The organism is Streptomyces glaucosporus (assembly GCF_039533345.1).
Classification (GTDB): Bacteria; Actinomycetota; Actinomycetes; order Streptomycetales; family Streptomycetaceae; genus Streptomyces; species Streptomyces glaucosporus.
In genome coordinates this window covers 1-23,359 of sequence record NZ_BAAATJ010000002.1, presented here as the reverse complement: position 1 = coordinate 23,359, position 23,359 = coordinate 1, and the positions used below count along the sequence as shown (strand labels likewise).

The window sequence follows — 23,359 nt, the reverse complement described above, 5'->3', positions numbered from 1 at the left end:
TCCGCCCGCTCCTTCCCCTCTCTCCCTGGTCCTCGCGGCCCTGCCGGGTCCCCGGTCGGCCGGAGACTTCTGTCGCACACGCTTTTGAGCGACAGGTGCGCGTTTCCCCGCGCATGATTCCACGGCCTTCCAAAACTGCCGCGAGCATTCCCGAAACCTGATTTCCGGCGGGTTGGCCGCCCGGCTCTCCGAGTAATCCGCCGAGAGCGCCGGGTGTCGATTCCCCCTGCCTTTTTCCGCTGTTCCCCGAGTGATTCCTCCGCGTAATCCCTCCTTTCGCACACCGGGAGTTCCCATGCCTGTGCCCGCCGAACCCGTCCGTTTCGCCTACTGGGTGCCGAACGTCAGCGGCGGCCTGGTCACCAGCACCGTCGAGCAGCGCACCGACTGGGGCTACGACTACAACCGCGAGCTGGCCGTGCTCGCCGAGGACAACGGCTTCGAGTACGCGCTCAGCCAGGTGCGCTACATGGCCAGCTACGGCGCCGAGTACCAGCACGAGTCGACGAGCTTCAGCCTCGCCCTGCTGCTGGCCACCCGGCGGCTGAAGGTGATCGCCGCCGTCCACCCCGGGCTGTGGCACCCGGGGGTGCTCGCCAAGCTGGGGGCCACGGCCGACCACCTGTCCGGGGGGAGGTTCGCGGTCAACGTGGTCAGCGGCTGGTTCAAGGGCGAGTTCACCGCGCTCGGCGAGCCCTGGCTGGAGCACGACGAGCGCTACCGCCGCGCCGAGGAGTTCATCCGCGCCCTGCGCGCGATCTGGACCGAGGACCACGCCGAGCTGGCCGGCGACTTCTACCGGATCCGCGACTTCACCCTCAAGCCCAGGCCCGTGGACGTCCCCGGACGCCCGCACCCGGAGATCTTCCAGGGCGGCAACTCCACCGCCGCCCGCGCCATGGCCGGCCGGGTCTCCGACTGGTACTTCAGCAACGGACGCGACTTCGACGGCGTCGCCGAGCAGATCCGCGACGTCCGGGCCTCCGCCGCCGCGGCCGGCCGCACCCCGCCGCGCTTCGGCCTCAACGGCTTCCTCATCGCCCGCGACACCGAGGCCGAGGCCCGCGAGACCCTCCGCGAGATCGTCGCCGAGGCCGACACCGAGGCCGTCGAGGGCTTCGGCGCCGCGGTCCGGCAGGCCGGGCGGTCCACCGCGGACGGCAAGGGCATGTGGGAGGACTCCACCTTCGAGGACCTGGTCCAGTACAACGACGGGTTCCGCACCGGCCTCATCGGCACCCCCGAGCAGATCGCCGAGCGCATCGTCGCCTACAAGCGGCTCGGCGTGGACCTCTTCCTCCTCGGCTTCCTCCACTACCTGGAGGAGGTCGAGTACTTCGGCAGGCGGGTCCTCCCCCTCGTCCGCGAGCTGGAGGCCGGACTGCCCGGGCACGAACCGGCGGCGGCCCTCTCCTGACGCCTCCCGCCCGCCCGCCCGCCCGCACCGCCCGCACCGCCCGCACGGCACATCCGCACACCGGCACATCCGCGCCGCCGACACATCCGCACACCGGAAGGGGAACCGACATGACCACCACCACACCCGCCGACTGGCGGACCCGGCCCCGGCCCGCCGACGAGGAGGGCTGGATCCGGCGGGCCGCCGAGGTCGCCGCCGTCCTGGCCACCGACGCCGCCGCCCGCGACAGGGCCGGAGCCACCCCGTACACCGAGGTCGAGCTGCTGAAGGAGTCCGGGCTGGTCACCCTGCTCGGCCCCGCCGAGCACGGCGGCGGCGGACAGAACTGGGTCACCGCCTACCGCGTCGTCCGCGAGGTGTCCAAGGCCGACGGCTCCATCGGCCAGCTCCTCGGCTACCACTACCTGTGGAACTGGGCCGCCCGCCTGGTCGGCACCCGCGAGCAGTGGGAGCGCGTCGAGGCCGAGGCCGCCCGGAACCGGTGGTTCTTCGGCGGCGCCGTCAACCCCCGCGACAACGACGTGGTGGTCCGCGACGAGGGCGACACCCTCGTCTTCACCGGCCGCAAGACCTTCTCCACCGGCTCGAAGGTCTCCGACGTCACCGTGCTCGAAGGCGTCCTGGAGGGCACCGACCGGCACGTCTTCGCCATCGTCCCCTCCGACGGCGAGGGCCTGACCTTCCACGACGACTGGGACAACATCGGCCAGCGCCTCACCGAGAGCGGCAGCGTCACCATCGACGGGGTGCGCGTCCCCTGGCCGGACGCCGCCGGCTACGTGGACAAGGAGTTCCGGCCGCGCGTCTACAACACCCTCAACGTCCCCACCATCCAGCTCGTCTTCGTCAACCTCTACCTGGGCATCGCCGCGGGCGCCCTGGAGACCGCCGCCGCCTACACCCGCACCAGGACGCGCCCCTGGCTGCACGGCGGATACGAGAAGGCCGTCGACGAGCCCTACGTCGTCGACGTCTACGGCGACCTCACCGCCAAGCTGTGGGCCGTCGAGGCGCTGGCCGACGCGGTGGCCGCCGAGGGGCAGAGGCTGCACGACGACCCCGACGCCGTCACCGAGCGGGCGCGCGGCGAGTTCGAGGTGCGGGTGGCGGCGGTGAAGGCACGGGCCACCGACGTGGCGCTGGAGGTCACCAGCGGGATCTTCGAGGCCACCGGGGCCCGCTCCACCGCCTCCGCCGAGGGGCTGGACCGCTTCTGGCGCAACGTGCGCACCCACACCCTCCACGACCCGGTGGCGTACAAGCGCCGCGAGGTCGGCCGCCACGTCCTCACCGGCGAACTGCCCGAACCCACCTGGTACTCCTGACCGCCCGCCCCGGGGGGCCGCGCCGCGCGGCCCCCCGGGTCCGGTCCCGCCCCCGCGCACGTCCCGAACCCACGAAAGGCTCTCCCGCCATGGCCACCGTGCTGTCCGTCTCCGGAAGCCCCTCCGCCACCTCCCGCACCGCCCGGCTGCTGCGCCACCTGGACGCCCGGCTCACGGCCCAGGGGCACGAGGTGATCCCGCTGGACGTCCGCACCATCCCCGCGGAGGCGCTCCTCGGCGCCGACTTCGGGCACCCGGCGATCACCGGTGCCGGGGAGCTCTTCGCCCGCGCCGAGGGGATCGTCATCGGCACCCCCGTCTACAAGGCCGCCTACTCGGGGCTGCTGAAGTCCCTGCTGGACCTGCTCCCGCAGTACGCCCTGGCCGGCAAGACCGTCCTGCCGCTGGCCACCGGCGGCACCACCGCCCACGTCCTGGCCATCGACTACGCCCTCCGCCCGGTCCTCAGTTCCATGGGGGCGGCGCACATCGTGCAGGGCTGGTTCACCCTCGACAAGGACATCGCGACCGGCGACGACGGCATCCCGGCCGTCGCCCCCGGCGCCGCGGAGGCCCTGGAGCGGGTCGTCGACCAGTTCTCCGCCGCCCTCGGCCGCGCCTCCCTCCTGGCGGCCGCCGGATGAGCGCCGCCCACGTGATCGCCGGCGACGCCGAGGCCCTGGCCGTCGCCGCCGGACTCGCGGAGGAGTTCCGCGAGGGGGCCGCCGAGCGGGACGCGCGGCGACGGCTGCCCCGCGAGGAGCTCGACCGGCTCTCCGCGTCCGGGCTGCTCGCCGTCACCGTCCCCGCCGGGTACGGCGGCGCCGACGTCCGCGCGGAGACGCTCGCCGAGGTGTTCCGGCTGCTGGCCTCCGCCGACGCCAGCCTCGCCCAGATCCCGCAGAGCCACTTCGTCTACGTCAACGTGCTGCGCGACCGGGGCACCCCGGAGCAGCAGGCGTTCCTCTTCGGCGAGGTGCTGGCGGGGAAACGGTTCGGCAACGCCCAGTCCGAGGCCGGCACCCGGCACGTCCAGGACATCCGCACCCGGCTGGAGCCCCGCGCCGACGGCTCGTACCTGCTGACCGGCGTCAAGCACTACTGCACCGGCGCCCTCTTCGCCCACTGGATCCCCGTGCTCGCCCGCGCGGAGGACGGCGAACTCCATGTGGCGTGGGTGCCCCGGGACGCGCCCGGAGTGACGGTGGAGGACGACTGGGACGGCATGGGCCAGCGCACCACCGCCGGCGGAACCGTCCGCCTGGACGGCGTGCCCGTCCCGGCCGACCGGGTGGTGCCCCACCACCTCACCTTCCGCGGCCCGCAGCTCCACGGCGCCCTCGCCCAGCTCCTCCACGCCGCCATCGACGCCGGGATCGCCTCCGGCGCGCTCGCCGAGGCCGTGGAGTTCGTCCGGACGAAGAGCCGCCCGTGGTTCGAGAGCGGCCAAGACACCGCCGCCGAGGACCCGCTGCTGATCCAGCGCTTCGGCGAACTGGCCCTCCGGGTACGGGCGGCGGACGCCCTGCTGGCCGCCGCCGCGCGGACCGTGGACGCCGCGCGGGCCGACCTGACCGACGACACCGCCGCCGAGGCGTCGATCGCGGTGGCCGCGGCGAAGGCGACGGCGGCCTCGGCCGCCGTCGAGCTGGGCAGCGCCCTCTTCGAGGTCTCGGGCACCCGCTCGGCGCAGGCCGCCCTCAACCTGGGCCGCCACTGGCGGGACGCCCGCACCCACACCCTCCACGACCCGGTCCGCTGGAAGGTCCAGCACATCGGCCGGTACGTCCTCAACGGCGCCAGGCCGCCCCGCCACGGCCTCCTCTGAGACCGCCCGCGACCCGCCACGCCCCCGCCGCACCCCGTCACGCCCCGGGCCGCGGCTCCCACCCGGAGCCGTCCGCCCGCCACCGGATACGGAGACCACCGTGAGCCTCACCTTCCACTGGTTCCTGCCCACCAACGGCGACAGCCGCCACGTCGTCGGCGGCGGCCACGGCACCCCGGTCACCGCCGCCGGCGGCGACCGCCCGCCGACCGTCGGCTACCTCGCCCAGATCGCCCGCGCCGCCGAGGACCTGGGCTTCACCGGGGCCCTGACGCCGACCGGCGCGTGGTGCGAGGACGCCTGGCTGACCACGGCCATGGTCAGCCAGCACACCGAGCGGCTGAAGTTCCTGGTCGCCTTCCGCCCCGGCTCCGTCTCGCCGACCCTCGCCGCGCAGATGGCCTCCACCTACCAGCGGCTCACCGGCGGACGGCTGCTCCTCAACATCGTCACCGGCGGCGAGAGCCACGAGCAGCGCGCCTACGGCGACTTCCTCGACAAGGACGCCCGCTACGTCCGCACCGGCGAGTTCCTGGAGATCGTCAGGGCGCTGTGGGACGGCGGGACGGTGGACCTGGAGGGCAGCCACCTGCGGGTCGAGGGCGCGCGGCTGACCCGGCTGCCCGAGCCGGCGCCGAGGATCTACTTCGGCGGCTCCTCGCCGATCGCCGGGGAGGTCGCCGCCCGCCACTCGGACGTCTACCTCACCTGGGGCGAACCGCCCGCCCAGGTGGCGGAGAAGATCGCGTGGGTCCGTTCCCTCGCCGAGGAGGAGGGCCGCACCGTCCGCTTCGGCATCCGCCTCCACGTCATCACCCGCGACACCTCCGACCAGGCGTGGGCCGAGGCGCGCCGGCTGCTGGACGGCTTCGACCCCGGGACGGTGCGCGCCGTGCAGAGCGGCCTCGCCCGCAGCGAGTCCGAGGGGCAGAGGCGGATGCTCGCGCTGCACGGCGGCAGCCGCGACGACCTGGAGGTGTCCCCCAACCTGTGGGCCGGCATCGGCCTGGTCCGCGGCGGGGCGGGGACGGCTCTGGTGGGCGGCCACGCCGAGGTCGCCGAGCGGATCGCCGAGTACCACCGGCTCGGCATCGACGAGTTCGTCCTCTCCGGCTACCCGCACCTGGAGGAGGCGTACTGGTTCGGGGAGGGGGTGCTGCCGCTGCTCCGGCGGCGGGGCCTGTGGACCCACCCCGCCCGCACCGCCGCCCCGGAGCCCGCCGCCCAGGTCCCCTTCGCGTCCGCCGGAACGCGGTGACGGCGGGACGGGACGGCGGATCCGGGGGTGGGTTCACTCCCTCCCGACGCCGGCCCGGAGGTTCTCCTCGCACCGCCGCTCCTCGGAGGCGCTGCCCGCGTTGCGCATGCAGTCCCCGAAGTGCTCGAACTCGTCGGAGTCGAGGAAGGACACGCCGACGGCGACGAGTGCGGCCGAGGCCGCCAGGGCGAGACCGCCCGTGACCGCCCCGACGAGCGCCACGGTGCCGTTGGTCGCCCCGCCCCGCCCGGCGCGGCGGCGGCCGAGGAGGCCGAGCACGAGCGCGAGCGGGCCCAGCACCAGGCCGCCGAGCAGGGTCCACAACGACACCAGGGCGACCGGGCCGAGGGCGAGGGCGGCGGTTCCCGGGCCGTTGCGGGGCGGTCGCGCGGCGACCGCCCCCCGGGGGCCGGGGTCCGGTTCCCTCCGGGACGGGGAATACGGGGGCACGGTGGCGTCCTTCCGTTCCGGGGCGGTGCGGCCGGCTCGAAGCGAGTGGCGTGAAAGGGAGTGGAGGGGAGCCGGGCGCCGGACCGGCTGCTTCCCGGCGCCGGCCGCCCGAAACGGCCCCGGCCCCGACGCCCCGTCAGCTCCCCCCGGCCCCGGCCGCCGGGGCGTGCCGCCCGGACCGGCGCCGCCGCCACCGCCGGCGGCGGGGCGGGTGGACGGCCCGCCCCAGCCGGCGGCCCAGCAGCAGGTAGCCCAGGAGGGCGCCGGTGGTGTTGAGGATGACGTCGTCGATGTCGAACGCCCGGCCCGGAACGACGAGGCCCTGCACCACCTCGACCGCGGCCATCACCACCGCGGTCAGCGCGGCCACCCGCAGCAGCCCGCGGGCGCGGGGCCAGGCGACCGGCAGCAGCACGCCGAAGGGCACGCCCAGCAGGATGTTCCCGCCCAGTTGTTTGACGGTGTCGCGGAACGCCGGCTGGTCGAGGTAGGCGCGGATGGAGTCCCCGGGGCGCAGGTTGACGTGCGTCAGGGACTCCGAGGCGTGCGAGGGCGTCAGGGTCAGCCTGGCCAGGACCACGGCGAACAGGACCGTCGCGGCCAGGGCCGCCGCCATCGCCAGCACCCGCACCACGGGGGAGCGGGGAGGCGGTCCGGGCTCCCCGCGCGCCGCCGCGTCCGCGGCGGTGTCCGTGCGTGTCGGCGAGTGACGGCGTTCCATGCGGTCCACCCCCGGATCGTGGTCGTCGGCGGTTCGGTGCGAGCCTGCGGCGTGATGCCGGATACCCCCGGTAAAGGGCCGTATGCGGTACTGCGGGGCGGATGCCCGGTGTCCCCGGCCGTTCCGTGCCGTGCCGCCGGTGCCGCGCCGCCGCCCGCGGCGGTAAACGCCCCGCGCCTCCCGCGCTGTTACCGGTGACGACGACAGCGGACCGGAGGGCCGGAAGATGGTGGAGCAGATCGTGGCGACCGTCGGGATCGGAGGGATCGCGGCGGGGGTAAGGGTCCTGGTGCACTGGCTCTCCCTCCGGGAGCGGGAGCGCGTCTTCTCGCGCGCGCTGAGCTCCCGCGGCGACGTGGCCGTGGAGTACCGGGGGGCTCACCGGGCCAGGATGACGGTGCGGTCGCACCGGAGGGGGGAGCGGGGATGAGCGACACCGCGGAGGCCGTGGCGGCCGAGGAGTTCGGGGTGTTCTTCGCCCGGTCGTTCCCCGGGATGCTGGCCCGGGCCCTGCTGCTGTGCGGCCACCGGCAGGACGCCGAGGACGCGGTGCAGGAGGCCTACGCGGAGGCGTTCCGGCGGTGGGACCGGATCGCGGGCTACGAGGCGCCGGACGCGTGGGTGTACCGGGTGGTGCGGCAGCGCCTGTGGGCGGCCGGGCGGCGCGGCGCGCGGACCCGCGCCGCGGGGCTGGACGACTTCCCGCACCCGGTGGCGGCCGGGGTGGAGCAGACGGTCGGGGCGCGGGCCGTCCTGGACGCGCTGGCGCTGCTGCCCCGCCGGCAGCGCACGGTCCTGGTGCTGCACTGCCTGCACGGCATGCCGCAGGACGCCGTGGCGGAGGAGCTCGGGCTCAGCCGGGGAGGCGTGGCGGCCAGCCTGTTCAAGGCCCGGCGGACGCTGGAGAAGGTGCTGGACATGCGGGAACGGCAGGAGGCCCGGTCCACCGGGAGGCGGGAGGTGTCCCTGTCCGCGGGGTCCGCGGGGTCCACGGGGTCCGCGGGGTCCACGGGCGGGGCGCCGTGGGACCTCCCCGCCGTCCCGCCGCGGCCGGACGGCGACCGGATCGCCCCGGCGCTGCTGGCGGCGGAGGCGTGGCTGCGGAGCGCGGTGGCGTCCGGCGCGGAGACGGCGGCCCGGGTGCGGTCCGCCGTCACCGGCGCTGCGCCCGCCGGGCCGGACGGGGCCGTGTCCGGCGGGGGCGGGCGGGGATGAGGGCCGTCCCGGGGGCGGTGCTGCGGACCGCGCTCGCCCTGGTGCTGCTGGCGGGCTTCTACGCGCTGTCGGGGGCGCTCGTCCTGGCCTACTGCGCCTACACGGCCCTGACGGCGTGGGTGGTGCTCGTCGACGGGACGCGGCTGACCTCGCCCCAGCCGTTCTACGCCGTCGTCTTCGGGTTCCCGGCCGTGGCGGCGGTCCTGCGCGGCCTGTTCCCCGGCGGGCGGGCCCCGGCCCCCGGGCGGGGCACGGTGGCGGTCGGACGCGAGCAGGCGCCGGAGCTGTGGCGGACGGTCGCCGGCCTGGCCCGTGCGGTGGGCGCGCCCGAACCGACCGAGATCCGGCTCACCCTGGAGGCCAACGCGTCCGCCGCCGAGGACGCCGGCCGCGGCCTCCGGCCCCCCGTCCGCCGCATGGAGATCGGCGTTCCGCTGCTGGCGGGGCTGCGCGCGGACGAGCTGCGGGCGGTGCTCTGCCACGAACTGGGCCACTACGCGCGGCGGCACACCCGGTTCGCGGCGACCGCCCACCGGGGCTCGTCCGCCATCCACCGGGCGAGGGCGGACATCGCCGGGGCGGCGGCGGGCAACCCCATGGTGGCGATGTACTCGGGGCTGCAGTTCCGGCTGCTGGGGGCGTACGCGTGGCTGTACGACGCGATCACGTTCGGCGTGCGGCGCCGCCTGGAGTACCAGGCGGACGCGGCCGCGGCCGCCGTCGCGGGGCGCGAGGCGACGGCGTCCGCCCTGACCGCCGTCCGCACCGTCGGCGCGGCCTGGGCCGACTTCCGCGCCCGCCTGCTGGACCCCATGACCGAACGCGGCCGGATGCCCGACGATCCGCTGCGGCCCTTCGCCCTCATGCTGGCCGACCCCGGCTACGCCGGGGTGCTGGAGGAGTGGCGGCGGCTTCCGGAGCCGCCCCGCTCGCGCCTGGACTCCCATCCGCCGCTCGGCCGCCGCCTCGCCGCCCTCGCCCGCTGCCCGGATTCGGCGGCGCCCCCGGACCCGCGCCCGGGACGGACCCTGCTGGGCGAGGACGACCGGCGCCTGCGGGAGCTGTGGGACTCCCTGCTGCGCCCGCTCCTCCCGCCCGGCGCCCGCGGAACCGTCCGGCCGTGGGAGGAGTGGCTCGCCGACGCCGCCGGGGAGCGGGCCGCCCGGGCCGTGGAGACGCTGCGCGGCCCCCTCGCCCTCCTCGGCGGCCCGCCGGAGCCCGCGCTCGGCGCCTTCCTGGACCTGCTCGCCGACGGGCGGGGCGCGGAACTGGCCGGGGCGCTGCACGGCACGGGCTGGCGCCCGGACCCGCGGGAGGGCCCGGGGACCCCGGAGCGGGCGCTCGCCGTGCTGGTCGGCCAGGGACTGGTCGCCGCGGGCCGGGCGGAGTGGAGCGTGCGCTGGACGGGGGCCGCCGAGCCGGTCCCGTACGACGCCGAGGCCCGGGAGGCGGTGGAGCTGGTGCGGGAGGCGGTGACCGATCCCGGCGCCCTCTCCCGGCTCCGCGCGCAGCTCGTCCTGTGCGGGGTGGACCTCGCGGCCCCGCCGGTCCGCACCGGGCCGCCGCCCCGCCCGGACGCGGCCCGTCCGGCACAGGCCGCCCCCCGGCGCCCCGTCTGGCCGCTGGTCGCGATGGGGGCGATCGCGGCGGTCTTCGTGTGGAGCCTCCTGGGCGACGGCGGACAGGAGCGGCCCCGCCCCGGCGTCCCCGTCACCCGGTACACGCCCGCCCCGCCGGACCCGACGGGGTTCCCGGTGCTCCCGCTCCCCACCGCCGTCCCGCCCGCCCCGGTCATCCCGGACCTCCCGGCGCCCCCGAGGGTCCCGGACCTCCCACCGAGGGAGTGAGGCGCGTGCGGAGACGGCTCTCTAGCATGGGCGGCATGGCCGAACGCCCGGCGGACGCCGACACCCACGAGACGGACCGGACGGAGCCCGGGAAGGGCGCGGGGGACCGGCCGGGGACGCTGTGGGTGGTGGTCCTCGCCGCGTGCGCGGGCCAGTTCCTCGTCGTCCTCGACGTCTCGGTCGTCAACGTGGCCCTGCCCTCCATCCGCACCGGCCTGGGGATGGGCGAGGCCGGGCTGCAGTGGGTCGTCAACACCTACACCCTGACCTTCGCCGGGTTCATGCTGCTCGGCGGGCGGGCCGGCGACGTCTTCGGACGCAAACGCGTCTTCCTGGCCGGGCTCGGCCTGTTCACCGCCGCCAGCCTGGCGGGCGGCCTCGCCCAGGAGCCCTGGCAGCTGCTGGCAGCGCGGGCCGTCCAGGGCGTGGGCGCCGCCGTCCTCGCCCCGTCCACCCTGACCCTGCTCACCACCTCCGTCCCGGAGGGGCCGGCGCGCGCCCGGGCCATCGGCACCTGGACGGCGGTGGGGGCGGGGGGCGGCGCGGCGGGCGGCTTCGTCGGCGGCGTGCTCACCGACGCCCTGTCCTGGCGCTGGGTGCTGCTGGTCAACGTGCCGGTCGGCGTGCTGGTCCTGGCCGCGGTGGCGCTCCGACTGAGGGGCGACCGCGGCAAGGGGGGCGGCGGGATGGACGTGCCCGGCGCGGTGCTGGTCACCGGCGGGCTCGGCGCGGTGGCGTACGGGATCGTGCAGACGGAGACCGCCGGCTGGGCGGACGCGGCCACCCTCCTGCCCCTGCTGGGCGGGCTCGCGCTGCTCGGCGTGTTCGTCGCGGTCGAGGCCCGCGTCGGGGCGCCGCTGATGCCGCTGCGCCTGTTCCGGCTGCCGTCGGTGTCGGCGGCCAACGCCGCGATGTTCGTCTGCGGCGCCGCGCTGGTGTCCTCCTGGTACTTCATGTCCCTGTACATGCAGAACGTGCTGCTGTTCACGCCGCTCCAGGCGGGGCTGGGCTTCCTGCCGCACTCCCTGAGCGTCGTCGCGGGCTCCAAGCTCGCCCCCCGGCTGATGCACTGGGCGGGTGCGCGGAACACCGCGCTGACGGGGGTGGCGCTGGCCGCCTGCGGCTTCCTCTGGTACAGCCTCGTCATGGACGCCGACGGCGGTTACGCGGGCACGGTCCTGGGGCCCGGGGTCACGACGATGCTGGGCACCGGCCTGCTGGCCACCCCGCTGGCGTCCCTGGCCACCACCGGCGCCCCGTACCGGGACGCGGGCGTGGTCTCGGCGCTGGTGAACACCTCCCGGACCATGGGCGGCTCCCTGGGGCTGGCGGTCCTGTCCACCGTCGCCGCCTCCCGCATCACCGGCGACGCCCCGTCCGCCCTCGCGCCGGGCTACGCCCTGGCCTTCCGCACCGGCTCCGCGGTCCTGGCCTGCTCCCTGCTGCTGATCCTGTTCACGCTTCCGGGAGAGGACCGCCGCACGGCGCGGAAGGGCTGATCCCGGCGTGCGGGGCGGGCGCCGTCCCTCACCGGAACCGTTCGCGGAGGTCCGTCACGCACCGCTCCTGCTCGACGGGGGTGCCGGCGTCGCGCACGCAGTCGCGGAAGTCGCCGAACGCGTCGGAGCCGAGAAAGGCCAGGGCGGCGGAGACCAGGGCGGCGGAGAGCACCAGGCCGGCGAAGCCCGTGATCGCCCCGGTGAGCGCCATCCAGCCGTTGGTGGCCTCGCCCCGCCTGCCGCGGCGGTGGCCGACGACGCCGAAGACGAGCGCCAGCACCCCCGGCACCACGCCCAGGAGGACGGTCCAGAACATCACCAGGGCGATCAGCCCGAGCACGAAGGCGGCGATCCCCATCCCGTCCCGGGGCGGCCCGGCGGGAGCGGGCGGCGGTCCGGGCGGTGGCGGCTCGGGCTCCTGGTGCCCCCAGTCCTGCGAGTAGGGGCCCCAGTCCTGCGGAGGGGGGTAGGAGTACGAAGGCACCGCGGCCTCCCCGGGAGTCTCTCCGTGTCCGTCCCTGCCGCCGTACCCCTCGCCCGGGCACGCATGCCGCCGGAGGGCGGCCGGTGCGGGACGGGCGTGCGGCCCGGGCGGACGGCCGCGCTAGCGTCGAGGGCGTGCACGACGAGAGCCCCGCCGGCGGGACGCCCCCGATGCCCGGAGCGTCCGCCCCGCCCATGCCGCCCCTGTTCACCCACGAGTTCGCCACCGACCCGTACCCGGCGTACGCCTGGCTGCGGGAGCACGCGCCGGTGCACAGGACCGTGCTGCCCAGCGGGGTGGAGGCGTGGCTGGTGACGCGGTACGCGGACGCGCGCGAGGTGCTGGCCGACCCGCGGCTGAGCAAGAACCCCGTCCACCACAGCGAGGCCGCGCACGGCCGGGGGAAGGTGGGGATCCCGGGGGAGCGCAGCGCGAACCTGATGACGCACCTGCTCAACATCGACCCGCCCGACCACACCCGGCTGCGGCGGCTGGTGTCCAAGGCGTTCACCCCGCGCCGGGTGGCGGCCTTCGAGCCGCGGGTGAGGGAACTGGCCGACCGGCTGATCGGCGGTTTCGCGGAGCGCGGGCACGCGGATCTCATCCACGAGTTCGCCTTCCCGCTGCCCATCTACGCCATCTGCGACATGCTCGGCGTCCCGGCCGGGGACCAGGACGACTTCCGCGACTGGGCGGGCATGATGATCCGTCACGGCGGCGGCCCGCGCGGCGGGGTGGGGCGGGCGGTGAAGAGGATACGCGCGTACCTGGCCGAGCTGATCCACCGCAAGCGCGGCGACCTGGGCGACGATCTGATCTCGGAGCTGATCCGGGCCAGTGACCACGGTGAGCAGCTCACGGAGAACGAGGCCGCGGCGATGGCCTTCATCCTGCTCTTCGCCGGCTTCGAGACCACCGTGAACCTGATCGGCAACGGCGCCTACGCGCTGCTGGAGCACCCCGCCCAGCGGCGGCTGTTCCAGGACGCGGTGGCGGCGGGCGACACCGGGCTGCTGCGGACCGCGGTGGAGGAACTGCTGCGCTACGACGGGCCGGTCGAGCTGGCGACCTGGCGGTTCGCCACCGAGCCGATGACGATCGGCGGGCAGCGCGTGGCCCCCGGCGACCCGGTGCTGGTGGTGCTGGCCGCCGCCGACCGGGACCCGTCGAGGTTCGCCGACCCGGACACGCTGGACCTCACCCGCCGTGACAATCCGCACCTCGGTTACGGCCACGGCATCCACTACTGCCTCGGGGCGCCGCTGGCCCGGCTGGAGGGGAGGATCGCCCTGTCCGCCCTGTTCGGAAGCCTTCCCGACCTGCGGCTGGCGGTCGAGCCGTCCGCGCTGCGCCGGCGCGGCGGCCTCATCATGCGCGGACTGCGCGAACTGCCCGTGGAGTTCGGACCGGTACGCGGGTGACGCTCGGTCACCCGCGTGACCGGGGCGTGATCTCCGAGACATTGACTTGTGATGATCGCACAAGAGCGCTACGTTCAGCCCTCAACACGTGCTGAACCTTGTCGACTCCCCACGTACGAGAGGTCCCACACATGCTCTCCGGGAACGGTAGACACCGCCGCCCCCGCCAGGCTCCCGCCATCTTCGTCACGGCCGGGATGACCGGCGCGGGAATCGCCATGCCCCTGCTCGGCGCGTCGGGCGCCCAGGCGGCCGACCTCGACACCTGGGACCGGGTGGCGCAGTGCGAGAGCGGCGGGCTGTGGAGCGCCAACACCGGCAACGGCTACTACGGCGGCCTCCAGCTCACCCAGGAGACGTGGGAGGAGTACGGCGGCACGGTCTACGCGGAGCGCCCCGACCTCGCCAGCCGCAGCCAGCAGATCGCGGTGGCCGAGAGGATCCTGGCCGACCAGGGCCCGGACGCCTGGCCCGCCTGCGGCGTCAACGCCGGGCTGCGCTACGACTCCACGGGCGAGGCGCCCGCCATCGACCCCGGCGACGTCCTGCCGTCCGAGGAGGAGTCGTCCACCCCGCCGGCCGGGCGGGACGGCCGCGGGAGCGGGACGGAGAGCGGCGGGACGGAGGACTCCGGGAAGTCCGGGAAGTCCGACGGCGGCGCCGCCGACGGCACGGCCGGCTCCGGTGACGCCGCCGGCGGCTCCGGCGGCGCGGGGAGGGACGCGGAGGCGGACCCGTCCGGCGGGAAGCCGGCGGACGGGCCGGAGGAGAGGACCGCCGGGTCCGGCGCCGGGACGCGCGGCGACGCCGCCGACCGGGAGGCGGGCACCGGCAGGCACCGCGGCGAGCGCGACCCGCGGGAGCTGGAACTGGAGGCGGCCGAGCGGACGGACGGCCGGGAGGCCGCACGGGACGAACGGTCCGGCCCGGAGGCCGGGCGCACGGACCGCTCCGCCGAGCGCGCCGACGGCGAGGGCCCCCTGACGGCGGACGGGGGCTACCGCGTCCAGCCCGGGGACTCGCTCTCGGCGATCGCACTGGAGCACGACGTGCGAGGCGGCTGGACGGAGTTGTACGAGACCAACAGGGAAGTCGTGGGCGACGACCCGGACCTGATCCTCCCGGGGCAGGAGCTCGCCCTCGGCTGAGGACGGGGCCGCGGAATGACCCTCCTGGGCTATTGCGGCGTGTCCTTCCTGTCCGGCCTAACGTGCTGTGTCTGACCTGCGCGATTCATCCTTGTTCGCATCAAGAAGGGTGAATGCTTGGTTTCTGACATGCTTTGAGGTGTATGCCCGGGTGTGCTTACCGTCTTCTCGCTCGCACCGCGAGTGCCACCGACCGCAGCGCCGAATCCTGCCGGCGGCCGGTGGCCAGTCGTCGCGTCAGCGCCGATGGCAGGAGCGGGGGAACCAGGTAGGCGCCGCCGAGGTCCGCACGGACCGGAGCGGCTCGGGGTGAAGCCGAGCGGGGACGTCCGTTCCCGTCCGGCCGGGCTGCTCACGGTCCGAACCCGACAGCTCACCTCGCAGGCGTCGGTGAGAAGGACGTCCATGCTGTTCACCGGCAAGCGTCATGACAGTCGTACCGCCAAGGCGGTCCGCGCGGCCGCGCTGACCGGCGCCGCGGGTGCGGCGATCGCCGTTCCGCTGTCGGGCGCGCAGAGCGCGTCGGCGGCGTCCGTGGACACCTGGGAGCGGGTGGCCCGGTGCGAGTCCGGCGGCAACTGGTCCATCAACACCGGCAACGGCTACTACGGCGGCCTCCAGTTCGCGCAGGCGAGCTGGGAGGCCGCCGGCGGTCTCCGGTACGCCCCGCGCGCCGACCTGGCCACCAGGGACCAGCAGATCGCCGTCGCCGAGCGCCTGCTGGCCATGCAGGGACCGGGCGCCTGGGGCTGTGCGGAGGAGGGCGGCCTCACCGCCGACGGGCCGGCGGCCGAGGTGGACCCGGACGGCGGCTCCGACGGCGGCCGGAAGGGGCACTCCCGGTTCCAGGCCCGGTCGCAGACCCGGTCGCAGGCTCAGGGCCAGTCCCGGTACCGGTCCCGGCCGGCGTCCCGGGCCGGCGGCCACGACGGGCGGGACGGGCGGCGGGCCGGGGACCGCGACAAGGCCGGGGCCGGGGACCGCGACAAGGCCGGGGCCGGCACCTACACCGTGCGGGCGGGGGACACCCTGCGCATGATCGCGGCCGAGCACGGCACCACCTGGCAGCAGCTCTACGAGGCGAACAGGGACGTGGTGGGCGACGACCCCAACCTGATCTTCCCGGGCCAGAAGCTCCGCGTCTGACGCGCGGGGCGCCCGCCCGGTCCGCGACCCGGCGGCGCCAACCCGGTGCGGTGTGTCACCCCTCTTGCGGAGGACGCCCCGCACCGGGTTTATTTAATTTGGAAACAAATTGCTCGTCCCTCTCCTGAGCTGCGCTTTCATCCGCCGTTAAGCCGTACGGCATGGGCTGTCGGCCGGGTCGCGCGCACGGTGCGGATAGGCTCAGGGGGCTGAGACCCGAGACACATGCCCGACATACACGAAGGAGATCCTCGTGCCGTCCATCGACGTCGTAGTGGCCCGCGAGATCCTCGACTCGCGAGGCAACCCCACGGTCGAGGTCGAGGTCGGCCTCGACGACGGCAGCACCGGCCGTGCGGCCGTCCCGTCCGGCGCCTCGACCGGCGCCTTCGAGGCCCTGGAACTGCGTGACGGAGACAAGGGCCGCTACGGCGGCAAGGGCGTCGAGAAGGCCGTCCTCGCCGTCATCGAGCAGATCGGCCCGGAGCTGGTCGGGTACGACGCCACCGAGCAGCGCCTGATCGACCAGGCGATGTTCGACCTGGACGCCACCCCGGACAAGTCCTCGCTCGGCGCCAACGCCATCCTCGGCGTCTCGCTGGCCGTCGCGCACGCCGCCTCCGAGGCGTCCGACCTGCCGCTGTTCCGCTACCTCGGCGGCCCGAACGCCCACCTGCTGCCGGTGCCGATGATGAACATCCTCAACGGCGGCGCGCACGCGGACTCCAACGTCGACATCCAGGAGTTCATGATCGCCCCCATCGGCGCGGAGTCCTTCTCCGAGGCCCTGCGCTGGGGCACCGAGGTCTACCACACCCTCAAGAAGGTGCTGAAGGAGCGCGGTCTGTCCACCGGCCTGGGCGACGAGGGCGGCTTCGCCCCGAACCTGGGCTCCAACCGCGAGGCGCTCGACCTCATCATGGAGGCCATCCGGCAGGCCGGTTACACCCCCGGCCAGGACGTCGCCCTCGCCCTGGACGTGGCCGCCACCGAGTTCCACAAGGACGGCCGTTACGTCTTCGAGGGCAAGGAGCGCACCGCCGCCGAGATGACCGCGTACTACGCGGAGCTGGTCGACGCCTACCCGCTGGTCTCCATCGAGGACCCGCTGAACGAGGAGGACTGGGAGGGCTGGAAGGCCATCACCGCCGAACTCGGCGACAAGGTCCAGCTCGTCGGTGACGACCTGTTCGTCACCAACCCCGAGCGCCTGGCCCGCGGCATCGAGGAGGGCGCCGGCAACGCCCTGCTGGTCAAGGTCAACCAGATCGGCTCCCTGACCGAGACCCTGGACGCCGTCGAGCTGGCCCAGCGCAACGGCTTCAAGTGCATGATGTCCCACCGCTCCGGCGAGACCGAGGACGTCACCATCGCCGACCTGGCCGTCGCCACCAACTGCGGCCAGATCAAGACCGGCGCCCCGGCCCGCTCCGAGCGCGTCGCCAAGTACAACCAGCTCCTGCGCATCGAGGAGATCCTCGACGACGCCGCCGTGTACGCGGGCCGCTCCGCGTTCCCGCGCTTCCGTCCCACGGAGAAGTAGGACCGCGACCGCCCGCCGGTCCGGCGGGCCGCGCCGCGCCCCCGCCGTGTCCCCGGCCGCCGTCCCGTACGGTGGCGGGGACACGGCGGCGCACGAGCGCGTGCGGCGGCGCGTACGAGGACGACAGGGGCGACAGGGGGAGGCGAGGTGGCCGCGGACCGGGACCGGTTCTCCACCGCGACCAGGATCAGGGCGCTGGGCACCCAGGCGGCGGAGCGCGTCTACCGCGCGCAGAACCGCCGGATGCGCGCACCGCGCCGCAGCAGGCTGACCGGACGCGCCGCGCTGCTCGTCCTGGTCCTGTGCTCGCTCGTCGTCGCCCTCGCCTACCCGATGCGGCAGTACGTCACGCAGCGCGCGGAGATAGCCGAACAGCGCCGCCTGGTCGAGGAGTTGCGCGACCGCGTCGAGAAGAAGCGCGACGAGAAGGCCCGCTGGAAGGACCCGGCCTATGTGGAGCGGATGATCCGCGAGCACCTGCTCTACGTCCGCCCCGGCGAGGTCGGCTACACCCTCCCGGAGGACGGCACGGCCGGCAGGACCGCCGACGGCGCCTCCGAGGACGCCTCCCGCTCCCGGCGCCCCGCCGGGCAGGGGCCCACCGGGCAAGCCTGGTACCGGCACCTGTGGGACGGCGTGGACGAGGCGGACCGGCGCCCCTGACACCAGCCCCGCCGGCGGCGCGCCCCCCGGCGCCCGCCGCCCCGAGACACGAGAGACCCATGGACACGCCCCCGCCCCTCACCGAACCCACCGAGCCCACCGACACGGACGTCGAAGCCTTCCGGCGGCAGCTCGGCCGTCCCCCGCGCGGCCTGCGCGCCATCGCGCACCGCTGCCCCTGCGGCCTGCCCGACGTGGTGGAGACGGCGCCGCGGCTGGAGGACGGCACGCCCTTCCCCACGACCTACTACCTCACCTGCCCCCGCGCGGCCTCCGCGATCGGCACGCTGGAGGCCGAGGGCGTGATGAAGGAGATGACCGAGCGGCTGCGGACGGACCCCGAACTGGCCGCCGCGTACCGCCGGGCGCACGAGGACTACATCGCGCGCCGCGACGCGATCGAGGTGCTGGAGGGCTTCCCCAGCGCGGGCGGGATGCCCGACCGGGTGAAGTGCCTCCACGTGCTGGTGGCCCACTCCCTGGTCGCCGGACCGGGCGTGAACCCGCTGGGCGACGAGGCGATCGCCATGCTGCCCGAGTGGTGGCGGAAGGGCCCGTGCGTGTGCGTGGGCGACGAGGGCGAAGGACGGGAGGACGCCGAATGACGACGCGGGTCGCCGCCATCGACTGCGGCACGAACTCCATCAGGCTGCTCGTCGCCGACCTCGACCCGGCCACCGGCGAACTGACCGACCTCGACCGCCGGATGACCATCGTCCGCCTCGGCCAGGGCGTGGACCGCACCGGACGGCTGGCGCCCGAGGCGCTGGAGCGCACCTTCGCGGCCTGCCGCGAGTACGCCGAGGTGATCCGCGAGCACGGCGTCACCCCCGCCCGCACCCGTTTCGTCGCCACCTCCGCCTCGCGCGACGCCGAGAACCGGGACGACTTCGTGCGCGGGGTGGTGGACATCCTGGGCACCCCGCCCGAGGTGATCACCGGCGACCGGGAGGCCGAGTTCTCCTTCACCGGCGCCACCCGGGAGCTGGCCGGCCGGGAGCACCTGCCCAAGCCCTACCTCGTGGTGGACATCGGCGGCGGCTCCACGGAGTTCGTGGTGGGCTCCGACGCCGTACGGGCCGCCCGCAGCGTGGACATCGGCTGCGTGCGGCTGACGGAACGCCACCTCCTGCGCGACGGGAAGGCCGCGGACCGGCCCGCCCCCGAACAGGTCGCCGCGGTGCGGGCGGACGTCGACGCCGCCCTGGACCTCGTCGAGCGGACCGTTCCGCTGGCGGAGGCCCGGACGCTGGTGGGCCTGGCGGGCTCGGTCACCACCGTCGCCGGCATCGCCCTGGGACTGCCGGAGTACGACTCGGCGGCCATCCACCACTCCCGGATCAGCATCGAGCAGGTCGCCCGGGTCACCGAGCGCCTGCTGGCCTCCGGCCACGACGAGCGCGCCGCCATCCCCGTGATGCACCCGGGCCGGGTGGACGTGATCGGCGCGGGAGCCCTGATCCTGCTGTCGGTGATGGAACGGATCGGGGCCGGGGAGGTCGTGGTGAGCGAGCACGACATCCTCGACGGCATCGCCTGGTCCGTGGCGGAGAAGGCGTAGGGCGCCGCCGCTCGGGGCCCGGGGCGGGATCGCCGGTCCGGGCTGCCGCAGGGGCGTCCCCTCCGCGGACGTCAGGCCCTCGCCGGGCACGGCCCGGAGGGGCCCCCGGCCCGCGGGAGCGCAGTCCCCGCCGTCGGGCCGGCGCTCCCCCGGCTCGGCGTCCGCCCGGTCGTCGAGTACGACGCGCACGTCGCGTGCGCGCAGCCGGGTGGCGGGCGGCCCGCAGCGGGGAGGACGGGGCGAGCGGGGAGGGCAGGGCCGGGGCGTCTCACGGGAACGTCATGCCCGGTCCGGAGCCGGAGCGGGCCATGTCCGCCGGAGGCGGGTCCGGCGGCCGAACCGCCGCTGCTCCGGCCGGAATTGAGGGGGCGCCCTGCCGCGGGGGAGGAGGCGCCGGGGGTGGCCGCCCCGGCGTTCCGCGGGCCGCCGGGGGAGCGTCCGGGGCGCCTCCGGGGTCCCCGGCGAAAAGGTTCGTGAAGTTCTTCACAAGGAAAAACCCGCCGACGGGCCTTGCTACTCATCGGTAATGGCTTTTCCGGGCCGTTCCGGCCCGCAAGCGCCTGTTTCGCGGGTGTCGCGCCATGGCCGCCCATCGGGGTCGCCGAGGGGCGCACGGCGGGCTCCGGGGAGCGATGCCGCAGCTCACAGGGGGTGGTGAACGCTCTGTGAGGCGAGGAGGTTCCCAGTGCGGGGTGTGGCTCTGGTCACGGGGCGGGGGAGTGTAGCAGAAGCGGCGCAGATGCTTGTGAAGACCCTCACGAGGAGACCCCCGGAGAGGGGTGGATACTCGATGCCATGAGCACCACGGAGCGTCCGCGAATCCTCGTAGTGGGTGGCGGGTACGTCGGTATGTACGCAGCGCGCCGCATCCTGAAGAAGATGCGGTACGGCGAGGCGACCGTGACCGTCGTCGACCCGCGCTCGTACATGACGTACCAGCCCTTCCTGCCGGAAGCCGCCGCCGGCTCCATCTCCCCGCGGCACGTCGTCGTCCCGCTGCGGCGGGTGCTGCCCAAGGCGGAGGTCCTCACCGGGCGCGTCACGAGCATCGACCAGGACCGCAAGGTCGCCACGGTCGCGCCGCTGGTCGGCGAGTCCTACGAGGTGCCCTTCGACTACCTGGTGATCGCGCTCGGCGCGGTCTCCCGCACCTTCCCGATCCCCGGCCTGGCCGAGAACGGCATCGGGATGAAGACCGTCGAGGAGGCCATCGGACTGCGCAACCACGTCCTGGCGCAGCTCGACAAGGCCGACTCCACCAACGACGAGGAGGTCCGCCGCCGTGCGCTGACCTTCGTCTTCGTCGGCGGTGGCTTCGCAGGCGCCGAGACCATCGGCGAGGTCGAGGACATGGCGCGCGACGCCTGCAAGTACTACGCCAACGTCCGTCGCGAGGACATGCGCTTCATCCTCGTCGACGCCGCGGACAAGATCCTCCCCGAGGTCGGCCCGCAGCTCGGCAAGTGGGGTCTGGAGCACCTCCAGAAGCGCGGCGTCGAGGTCTACCTGTCCACGTCGATGGAGTCCTGCGTCGACGGCCACGTGGTGCTCAAGAACGGCCTCGAGGTGGACTCCGACACCATCGTGTGGACGGCCGGCGTGAAGCCGAACCCGGCGCTGGCCCGCTACGGCCTGCCGCTGGGCCCGCGCGGCCACGTGGACACCGAGCCGACCCTCCAGGTCAAGGGCACCGACTACATCTGGGCCGCGGGCGACAACGCCCAGGTCCCGGACCTCGTCGGCCGCGACGCGGGCAACGAGAACGCCTGGTGCCCGCCGAACGCCCAGCACGCGCTGCGCCAGGCCAAGGTGCTCGGCGACAACGTGGTCTCCGGCATGCGGGGCTTCCCGCAGACCGAGTACCGCCACGCCAACAAGGGCGCGGTGGCCGGCCTCGGCCTCCACAAGGGCGTGGCGATGATCGTGCTCGGCAAGAAGCTCAAGCTCAAGGTGAAGGGCCGCCTGGCCTGGTACATGCACCGCGGCTACCACGGCCTGGCGATGCCCACCTGGAACCGCAAGATCCGCGTCTTCGCGGACTGGACGCTCGGCATGTTCCTCAAGCGCGAGGTCGTCTCCCTCGGCGCGGTGGAGAACCCCCGCGGGGAGTTCTACGAGGCCGCCGCCCCGGTCTCGGCCGCCGCGCAGGACGCCCGGCCCAAGGCCAAGGCTTCCTGACCTCGGGGCCCGCCACCGGGCCCGCCACCTGGCGCCCAGGCGTTCCGGACGTCTCCGAAGGGGCGTCCGCCCTCCCACCGAAGGGGGGCGGACGCCCCTTCGCCGTTCCCGTGCGCCGTTCCCGTGTCCCGGCCCGTCCCGCACGCTCCCTTCCCCGGGCCGTGCGGGACGGGAACGGCGCACGGGGGCGGAGTGGCCGGGGTGCCGCGCGGGGATAGCTAGGGGTGTTGACGGGAGAAGCGGCCGGTTCGACGGAGGGTGGACGCCATGGCTCATGCCGCCGCACGCCTTGTGGACGCTGCCGAGAAGGCGCTGGGCACATCCCTGCCCGTACGGGTGCGGACGTGGGACGGCGGCGAGGCCGGGCCGCCGGGAGCGCCCACCCTCGTCGTACGCCACCGGCGCGCGCTGCGGCGGCTGCTGTGGAAGCCGGGCGAACTGGGGCTCGCCCGCGCCTGGGTGGCCGGGGAGATCGACGTCGAGGGCGACCTGTACACGGCCCTGGACCGGCTGGCCGGACTGGTGTGGGAGCGGGACGGCGCTCCCGCCCCCGCCCTCGCGGGCAGACTCGGGTTAGGACGTGAACTCCTCGCGCTCGCCGGGCCGCTGCCTCCGCCGCCCCCGCCCCGCGAGGAGGTCCGCGGCCGCGTCGGGCTGCGGCACACCCCCGGCCGCGACCGGCGGGCCGTCAGCCACCACTACGACGTGGGCAACGACTTCTACGCCCTGGTGCTCGGGCCGTCCATGGTCTACTCGTGCGCCTACTGGGACGGCCGGGAGGGGACCACGCTGGAGGACGCCCAGCAGGCCAAGCTCGACCTCGTCTGCCGCAAGCTGGCGCTGAAGCCCGGTCAGCGGCTGCTGGACGTGGGCTGCGGCTGGGGCTCGCTGGTGCTGCACGCGGCCCGCGAGTACGGCGTGCGGGCCGTGGGCGTCACGCTCTCGCGGGAGCAGGCGACCTTCGCCCGCAAGCGCGTCGCCGAGGCCGGGCTCGCCGACCGCGTCGACATCCGCGTCCAGGACTACCGCCGGGTCGACGACGGCCCCTACGACGCCGTCGCCTCCATCGGCATGGCCGAGCACGTGGGCGCGGTGCGCTACCGGCAGTACGCCGACATCCTCCACGGCCTGCTGCGGCCCGGCGGCCGGCTGCTCAACCACCAGATAGCCCGGCGCCCCCTGCCGGACGAGGAGGCGTACGAGACGGATCCCTTCATCGACGCGTACGTCTTCCCCGACGGCGAACTGGCCCCCGTCGGCCGGACGGTCACGATCCTGGAGGAGGCCGGTTTCGAGGTCCGCGACCTGGAGGCGATACGGGAGCACTACGCGCTGACCCTGCGCCGCTGGGTGGCCAACCTGGAGGCCGACCTCCCCCGCGCGGCCCGGCTGGCCGGACCGGGCCGGGCCCGGGTGTGGCGGCTGTACATGGCGGCGTCCGCGCTCGCCTTCGAACGCAACCGCATAGGCGTCAACCAGGTCCTGGCCGTCCGCACGCCCGGCAGCGGGGCCTCCGGGCTGCCGCTGCGCACCCGCGACTGGCGCTAGGCGGACGGCGGGACGCCGGCGCGAAGAGCGGGGACGGCGGGACGCCGGGGAGCGGCGGAAGGCGGCGACGCGGCGGGGCCCGGACCGTGCACGGTCCGGGCCCC

General features: G+C 75.1%; 21 protein-coding genes and 1 riboswitch. Of the genes, 18 read left to right on the top strand and 3 right to left on the bottom strand.

All coding sequences use genetic code 11. The annotated features are described in order from the left end of the window. Positions 1-301: 301 nt before the first annotated feature. The 5 genes from sfnG (at position 302) to ABD358_RS02225 (ending at position 5,831) form a co-directional block, all read left to right on the top strand. Entirely contained in the window at positions 302-1,417 is a 1,116-nt protein-coding gene (gene sfnG, locus ABD358_RS02245; protein WP_344629432.1) for a dimethylsulfone monooxygenase SfnG, read from the top strand. A 110-nt stretch (positions 1,418-1,527) separates the two neighbouring features. After that, positions 1,528-2,745: an acyl-CoA dehydrogenase family protein gene (locus ABD358_RS02240; protein ID WP_344629081.1), complete on the top strand. Its 1,218-nt coding sequence runs from the start codon at positions 1,528-1,530 to the stop codon at positions 2,743-2,745. A gap of 89 nt (positions 2,746-2,834) precedes the next feature. Beyond that, positions 2,835-3,389 (top strand): NADPH-dependent FMN reductase, encoded by a 555-nt coding sequence (gene ssuE / locus ABD358_RS02235; RefSeq protein WP_344629080.1) that lies wholly within the window; start codon positions 2,835-2,837, stop codon positions 3,387-3,389. After that, on the top strand, positions 3,386-4,573 hold the full coding sequence (locus ABD358_RS02230) for an SfnB family sulfur acquisition oxidoreductase (protein ID WP_344629079.1): 1,188 nt from the start codon (positions 3,386-3,388) through the stop codon (positions 4,571-4,573). Before ssuE ends, ABD358_RS02230 begins: the two co-directional genes overlap by 4 nt. A 100-nt stretch (positions 4,574-4,673) precedes the next feature. After that, the gene (locus tag ABD358_RS02225) at positions 4,674-5,831 is read left to right on the top strand and encodes an LLM class flavin-dependent oxidoreductase (protein WP_344629078.1); all 1,158 of its coding nucleotides are present in this window, start codon (positions 4,674-4,676) and stop codon (positions 5,829-5,831) included. Between the two features lie 33 nt (positions 5,832-5,864). Here the strand turns inward: ABD358_RS02225 and ABD358_RS02220 are convergent, their stop codons facing one another. Next, the gene (locus tag ABD358_RS02220) at positions 5,865-6,281 is read right to left on the bottom strand and encodes a DUF4190 domain-containing protein (RefSeq protein ID WP_344629077.1); all 417 of its coding nucleotides are present in this window, start codon (positions 6,279-6,281) and stop codon (positions 5,865-5,867) included. Positions 6,282-6,417: 136 nt separating this feature from the next. Beyond that, a complete protein-coding gene (locus ABD358_RS02215; protein WP_425576235.1) occupies positions 6,418-7,002 on the bottom strand; it encodes a VanZ family protein in 585 nt (194 codons plus the stop codon). Between the two features lie 226 nt (positions 7,003-7,228). Here ABD358_RS02215 and ABD358_RS02210 point away from each other — a divergent pair, with 226 nt between their 5' ends. From ABD358_RS02210 to ABD358_RS02195, 4 genes are read left to right on the top strand one after another with little or no spacing between them, the layout of a single operon-like run. After that, the gene (locus ABD358_RS02210) at positions 7,229-7,432 is read left to right on the top strand and encodes a hypothetical protein (RefSeq protein ID WP_344629075.1); all 204 of its coding nucleotides are present in this window, start codon (positions 7,229-7,231) and stop codon (positions 7,430-7,432) included. Continuing rightward, positions 7,429-8,217 carry an RNA polymerase sigma factor gene (locus tag ABD358_RS02205; protein ID WP_344629074.1) on the top strand — a complete coding sequence of 263 codons (789 nt, stop codon included), beginning with the start codon at positions 7,429-7,431 and terminating at the stop codon, positions 8,215-8,217. Before ABD358_RS02210 ends, ABD358_RS02205 begins: the two co-directional genes overlap by 4 nt. Further along, positions 8,214-10,064: a M48 family metalloprotease gene (locus ABD358_RS02200; RefSeq protein WP_344629073.1), complete on the top strand. Its 1,851-nt coding sequence runs from the start codon at positions 8,214-8,216 to the stop codon at positions 10,062-10,064. Before ABD358_RS02205 ends, ABD358_RS02200 begins: the two co-directional genes overlap by 4 nt. A 35-nt stretch (positions 10,065-10,099) precedes the next feature. Next, on the top strand, positions 10,100-11,563 hold the full coding sequence (locus ABD358_RS02195) for an MFS transporter (RefSeq protein ID WP_344629072.1): 1,464 nt from the start codon (positions 10,100-10,102) through the stop codon (positions 11,561-11,563). A gap of 28 nt (positions 11,564-11,591) precedes the next feature. Here ABD358_RS02195 and ABD358_RS02190 read toward each other — a convergent pair whose 3' ends face one another. Continuing rightward, on the bottom strand, positions 11,592-12,047 hold the full coding sequence (locus ABD358_RS02190) for a DUF4190 domain-containing protein (protein ID WP_344629071.1): 456 nt from the start codon (positions 12,045-12,047) through the stop codon (positions 11,592-11,594). Between the two features lie 170 nt (positions 12,048-12,217). On the opposite strand from ABD358_RS02190, the gene ABD358_RS02185 reads away from it, so the two are divergent. The 9 genes from ABD358_RS02185 to ABD358_RS02145 all read left to right on the top strand — a co-directional run bounded on the left by ABD358_RS02185 (position 12,218) and on the right by ABD358_RS02145 (position 23,255). Continuing rightward, a complete protein-coding gene (locus ABD358_RS02185) occupies positions 12,218-13,468 on the top strand; it encodes a cytochrome P450 family protein (RefSeq protein ID WP_344629431.1) in 1,251 nt (416 codons plus the stop codon). A 131-nt stretch (positions 13,469-13,599) separates the two neighbouring features. Then, positions 13,600-14,616 carry a transglycosylase family protein gene (locus ABD358_RS02180; protein WP_344629070.1) on the top strand — a complete coding sequence of 339 codons (1,017 nt, stop codon included), beginning with the start codon at positions 13,600-13,602 and terminating at the stop codon, positions 14,614-14,616. A 231-nt stretch (positions 14,617-14,847) separates the two neighbouring features. After that, positions 14,848-15,018, top strand: a riboswitch (cyclic di-AMP (ydaO/yuaA leader). Between the two features lie 3 nt (positions 15,019-15,021). Beyond that, complete coding sequence (locus ABD358_RS02175) at positions 15,022-15,762, top strand: transglycosylase family protein (protein WP_344629069.1); 741 nt, start codon at positions 15,022-15,024, stop codon at positions 15,760-15,762. Between the two features lie 253 nt (positions 15,763-16,015). After that, the gene (eno, locus tag ABD358_RS02170; protein ID WP_344629068.1) at positions 16,016-17,305 is read left to right on the top strand and encodes a phosphopyruvate hydratase; all 1,290 of its coding nucleotides are present in this window, start codon (positions 16,016-16,018) and stop codon (positions 17,303-17,305) included. Between the two features lie 147 nt (positions 17,306-17,452). Next, a complete protein-coding gene (locus tag ABD358_RS02165) occupies positions 17,453-17,968 on the top strand; it encodes an FtsB family cell division protein (protein WP_344629067.1) in 516 nt (171 codons plus the stop codon). A gap of 59 nt (positions 17,969-18,027) precedes the next feature. After that, complete coding sequence (locus ABD358_RS02160) at positions 18,028-18,573, top strand: DUF501 domain-containing protein (protein ID WP_344629066.1); 546 nt, start codon at positions 18,028-18,030, stop codon at positions 18,571-18,573. Continuing rightward, positions 18,570-19,529 carry a Ppx/GppA phosphatase family protein gene (locus ABD358_RS02155; protein ID WP_344629065.1) on the top strand — a complete coding sequence of 320 codons (960 nt, stop codon included), beginning with the start codon at positions 18,570-18,572 and terminating at the stop codon, positions 19,527-19,529. Before ABD358_RS02160 ends, ABD358_RS02155 begins: the two co-directional genes overlap by 4 nt. Positions 19,530-20,324: 795 nt before the next feature. Next, on the top strand, positions 20,325-21,707 hold the full coding sequence (locus ABD358_RS02150; protein ID WP_344629064.1) for an NAD(P)/FAD-dependent oxidoreductase: 1,383 nt from the start codon (positions 20,325-20,327) through the stop codon (positions 21,705-21,707). 267 nt (positions 21,708-21,974) lie between these two features. Continuing rightward, positions 21,975-23,255 (top strand): class I SAM-dependent methyltransferase, encoded by a 1,281-nt coding sequence (locus ABD358_RS02145; RefSeq protein WP_344629063.1) that lies wholly within the window; start codon positions 21,975-21,977, stop codon positions 23,253-23,255. Positions 23,256-23,359: the final 104 nt, after the last annotated feature.

What these genes read in the sequence shown, in the direction of transcription:
- ABD358_RS02240 (WP_344629081.1), top strand. Translation starts at nt 1,528, where the DNA reads ATGACCACCACCACACCCGCCGACTGGCGGACCCGGCCCCGGCCCGCC.
- ssuE (WP_344629080.1), top strand. Translation starts at nt 2,835, where the DNA reads ATGGCCACCGTGCTGTCCGTCTCCGGAAGCCCCTCCGCCACCTCCCGC.
- ABD358_RS02230 (WP_344629079.1), top strand. Translation starts at nt 3,386, where the DNA reads ATGAGCGCCGCCCACGTGATCGCCGGCGACGCCGAGGCCCTGGCCGTC.
- ABD358_RS02215 (WP_425576235.1), bottom strand. Translation starts at nt 7,002, where the DNA reads ATGGAACGCCGTCACTCGCCGACACGCACGGACACCGCCGCGGACGCG.
- ABD358_RS02210 (WP_344629075.1), top strand. Translation starts at nt 7,229, where the DNA reads ATGGTGGAGCAGATCGTGGCGACCGTCGGGATCGGAGGGATCGCGGCG.
- ABD358_RS02205 (WP_344629074.1), top strand. Translation starts at nt 7,429, where the DNA reads ATGAGCGACACCGCGGAGGCCGTGGCGGCCGAGGAGTTCGGGGTGTTC.
- ABD358_RS02200 (WP_344629073.1), top strand. Translation starts at nt 8,214, where the DNA reads ATGAGGGCCGTCCCGGGGGCGGTGCTGCGGACCGCGCTCGCCCTGGTG.
- ABD358_RS02195 (WP_344629072.1), top strand. Translation starts at nt 10,100, where the DNA reads ATGGCCGAACGCCCGGCGGACGCCGACACCCACGAGACGGACCGGACG.
- ABD358_RS02185 (WP_344629431.1), top strand. Translation starts at nt 12,218, where the DNA reads ATGCCCGGAGCGTCCGCCCCGCCCATGCCGCCCCTGTTCACCCACGAG.
- ABD358_RS02180 (WP_344629070.1), top strand. Translation starts at nt 13,600, where the DNA reads ATGCTCTCCGGGAACGGTAGACACCGCCGCCCCCGCCAGGCTCCCGCC.
- ABD358_RS02175 (WP_344629069.1), top strand. Translation starts at nt 15,022, where the DNA reads ATGCTGTTCACCGGCAAGCGTCATGACAGTCGTACCGCCAAGGCGGTC.
- ABD358_RS02160 (WP_344629066.1), top strand. Translation starts at nt 18,028, where the DNA reads ATGGACACGCCCCCGCCCCTCACCGAACCCACCGAGCCCACCGACACG.
- ABD358_RS02155 (WP_344629065.1), top strand. Translation starts at nt 18,570, where the DNA reads ATGACGACGCGGGTCGCCGCCATCGACTGCGGCACGAACTCCATCAGG.
- ABD358_RS02150 (WP_344629064.1), top strand. Translation starts at nt 20,325, where the DNA reads ATGAGCACCACGGAGCGTCCGCGAATCCTCGTAGTGGGTGGCGGGTAC.
- ABD358_RS02145 (WP_344629063.1), top strand. Translation starts at nt 21,975, where the DNA reads ATGGCTCATGCCGCCGCACGCCTTGTGGACGCTGCCGAGAAGGCGCTG.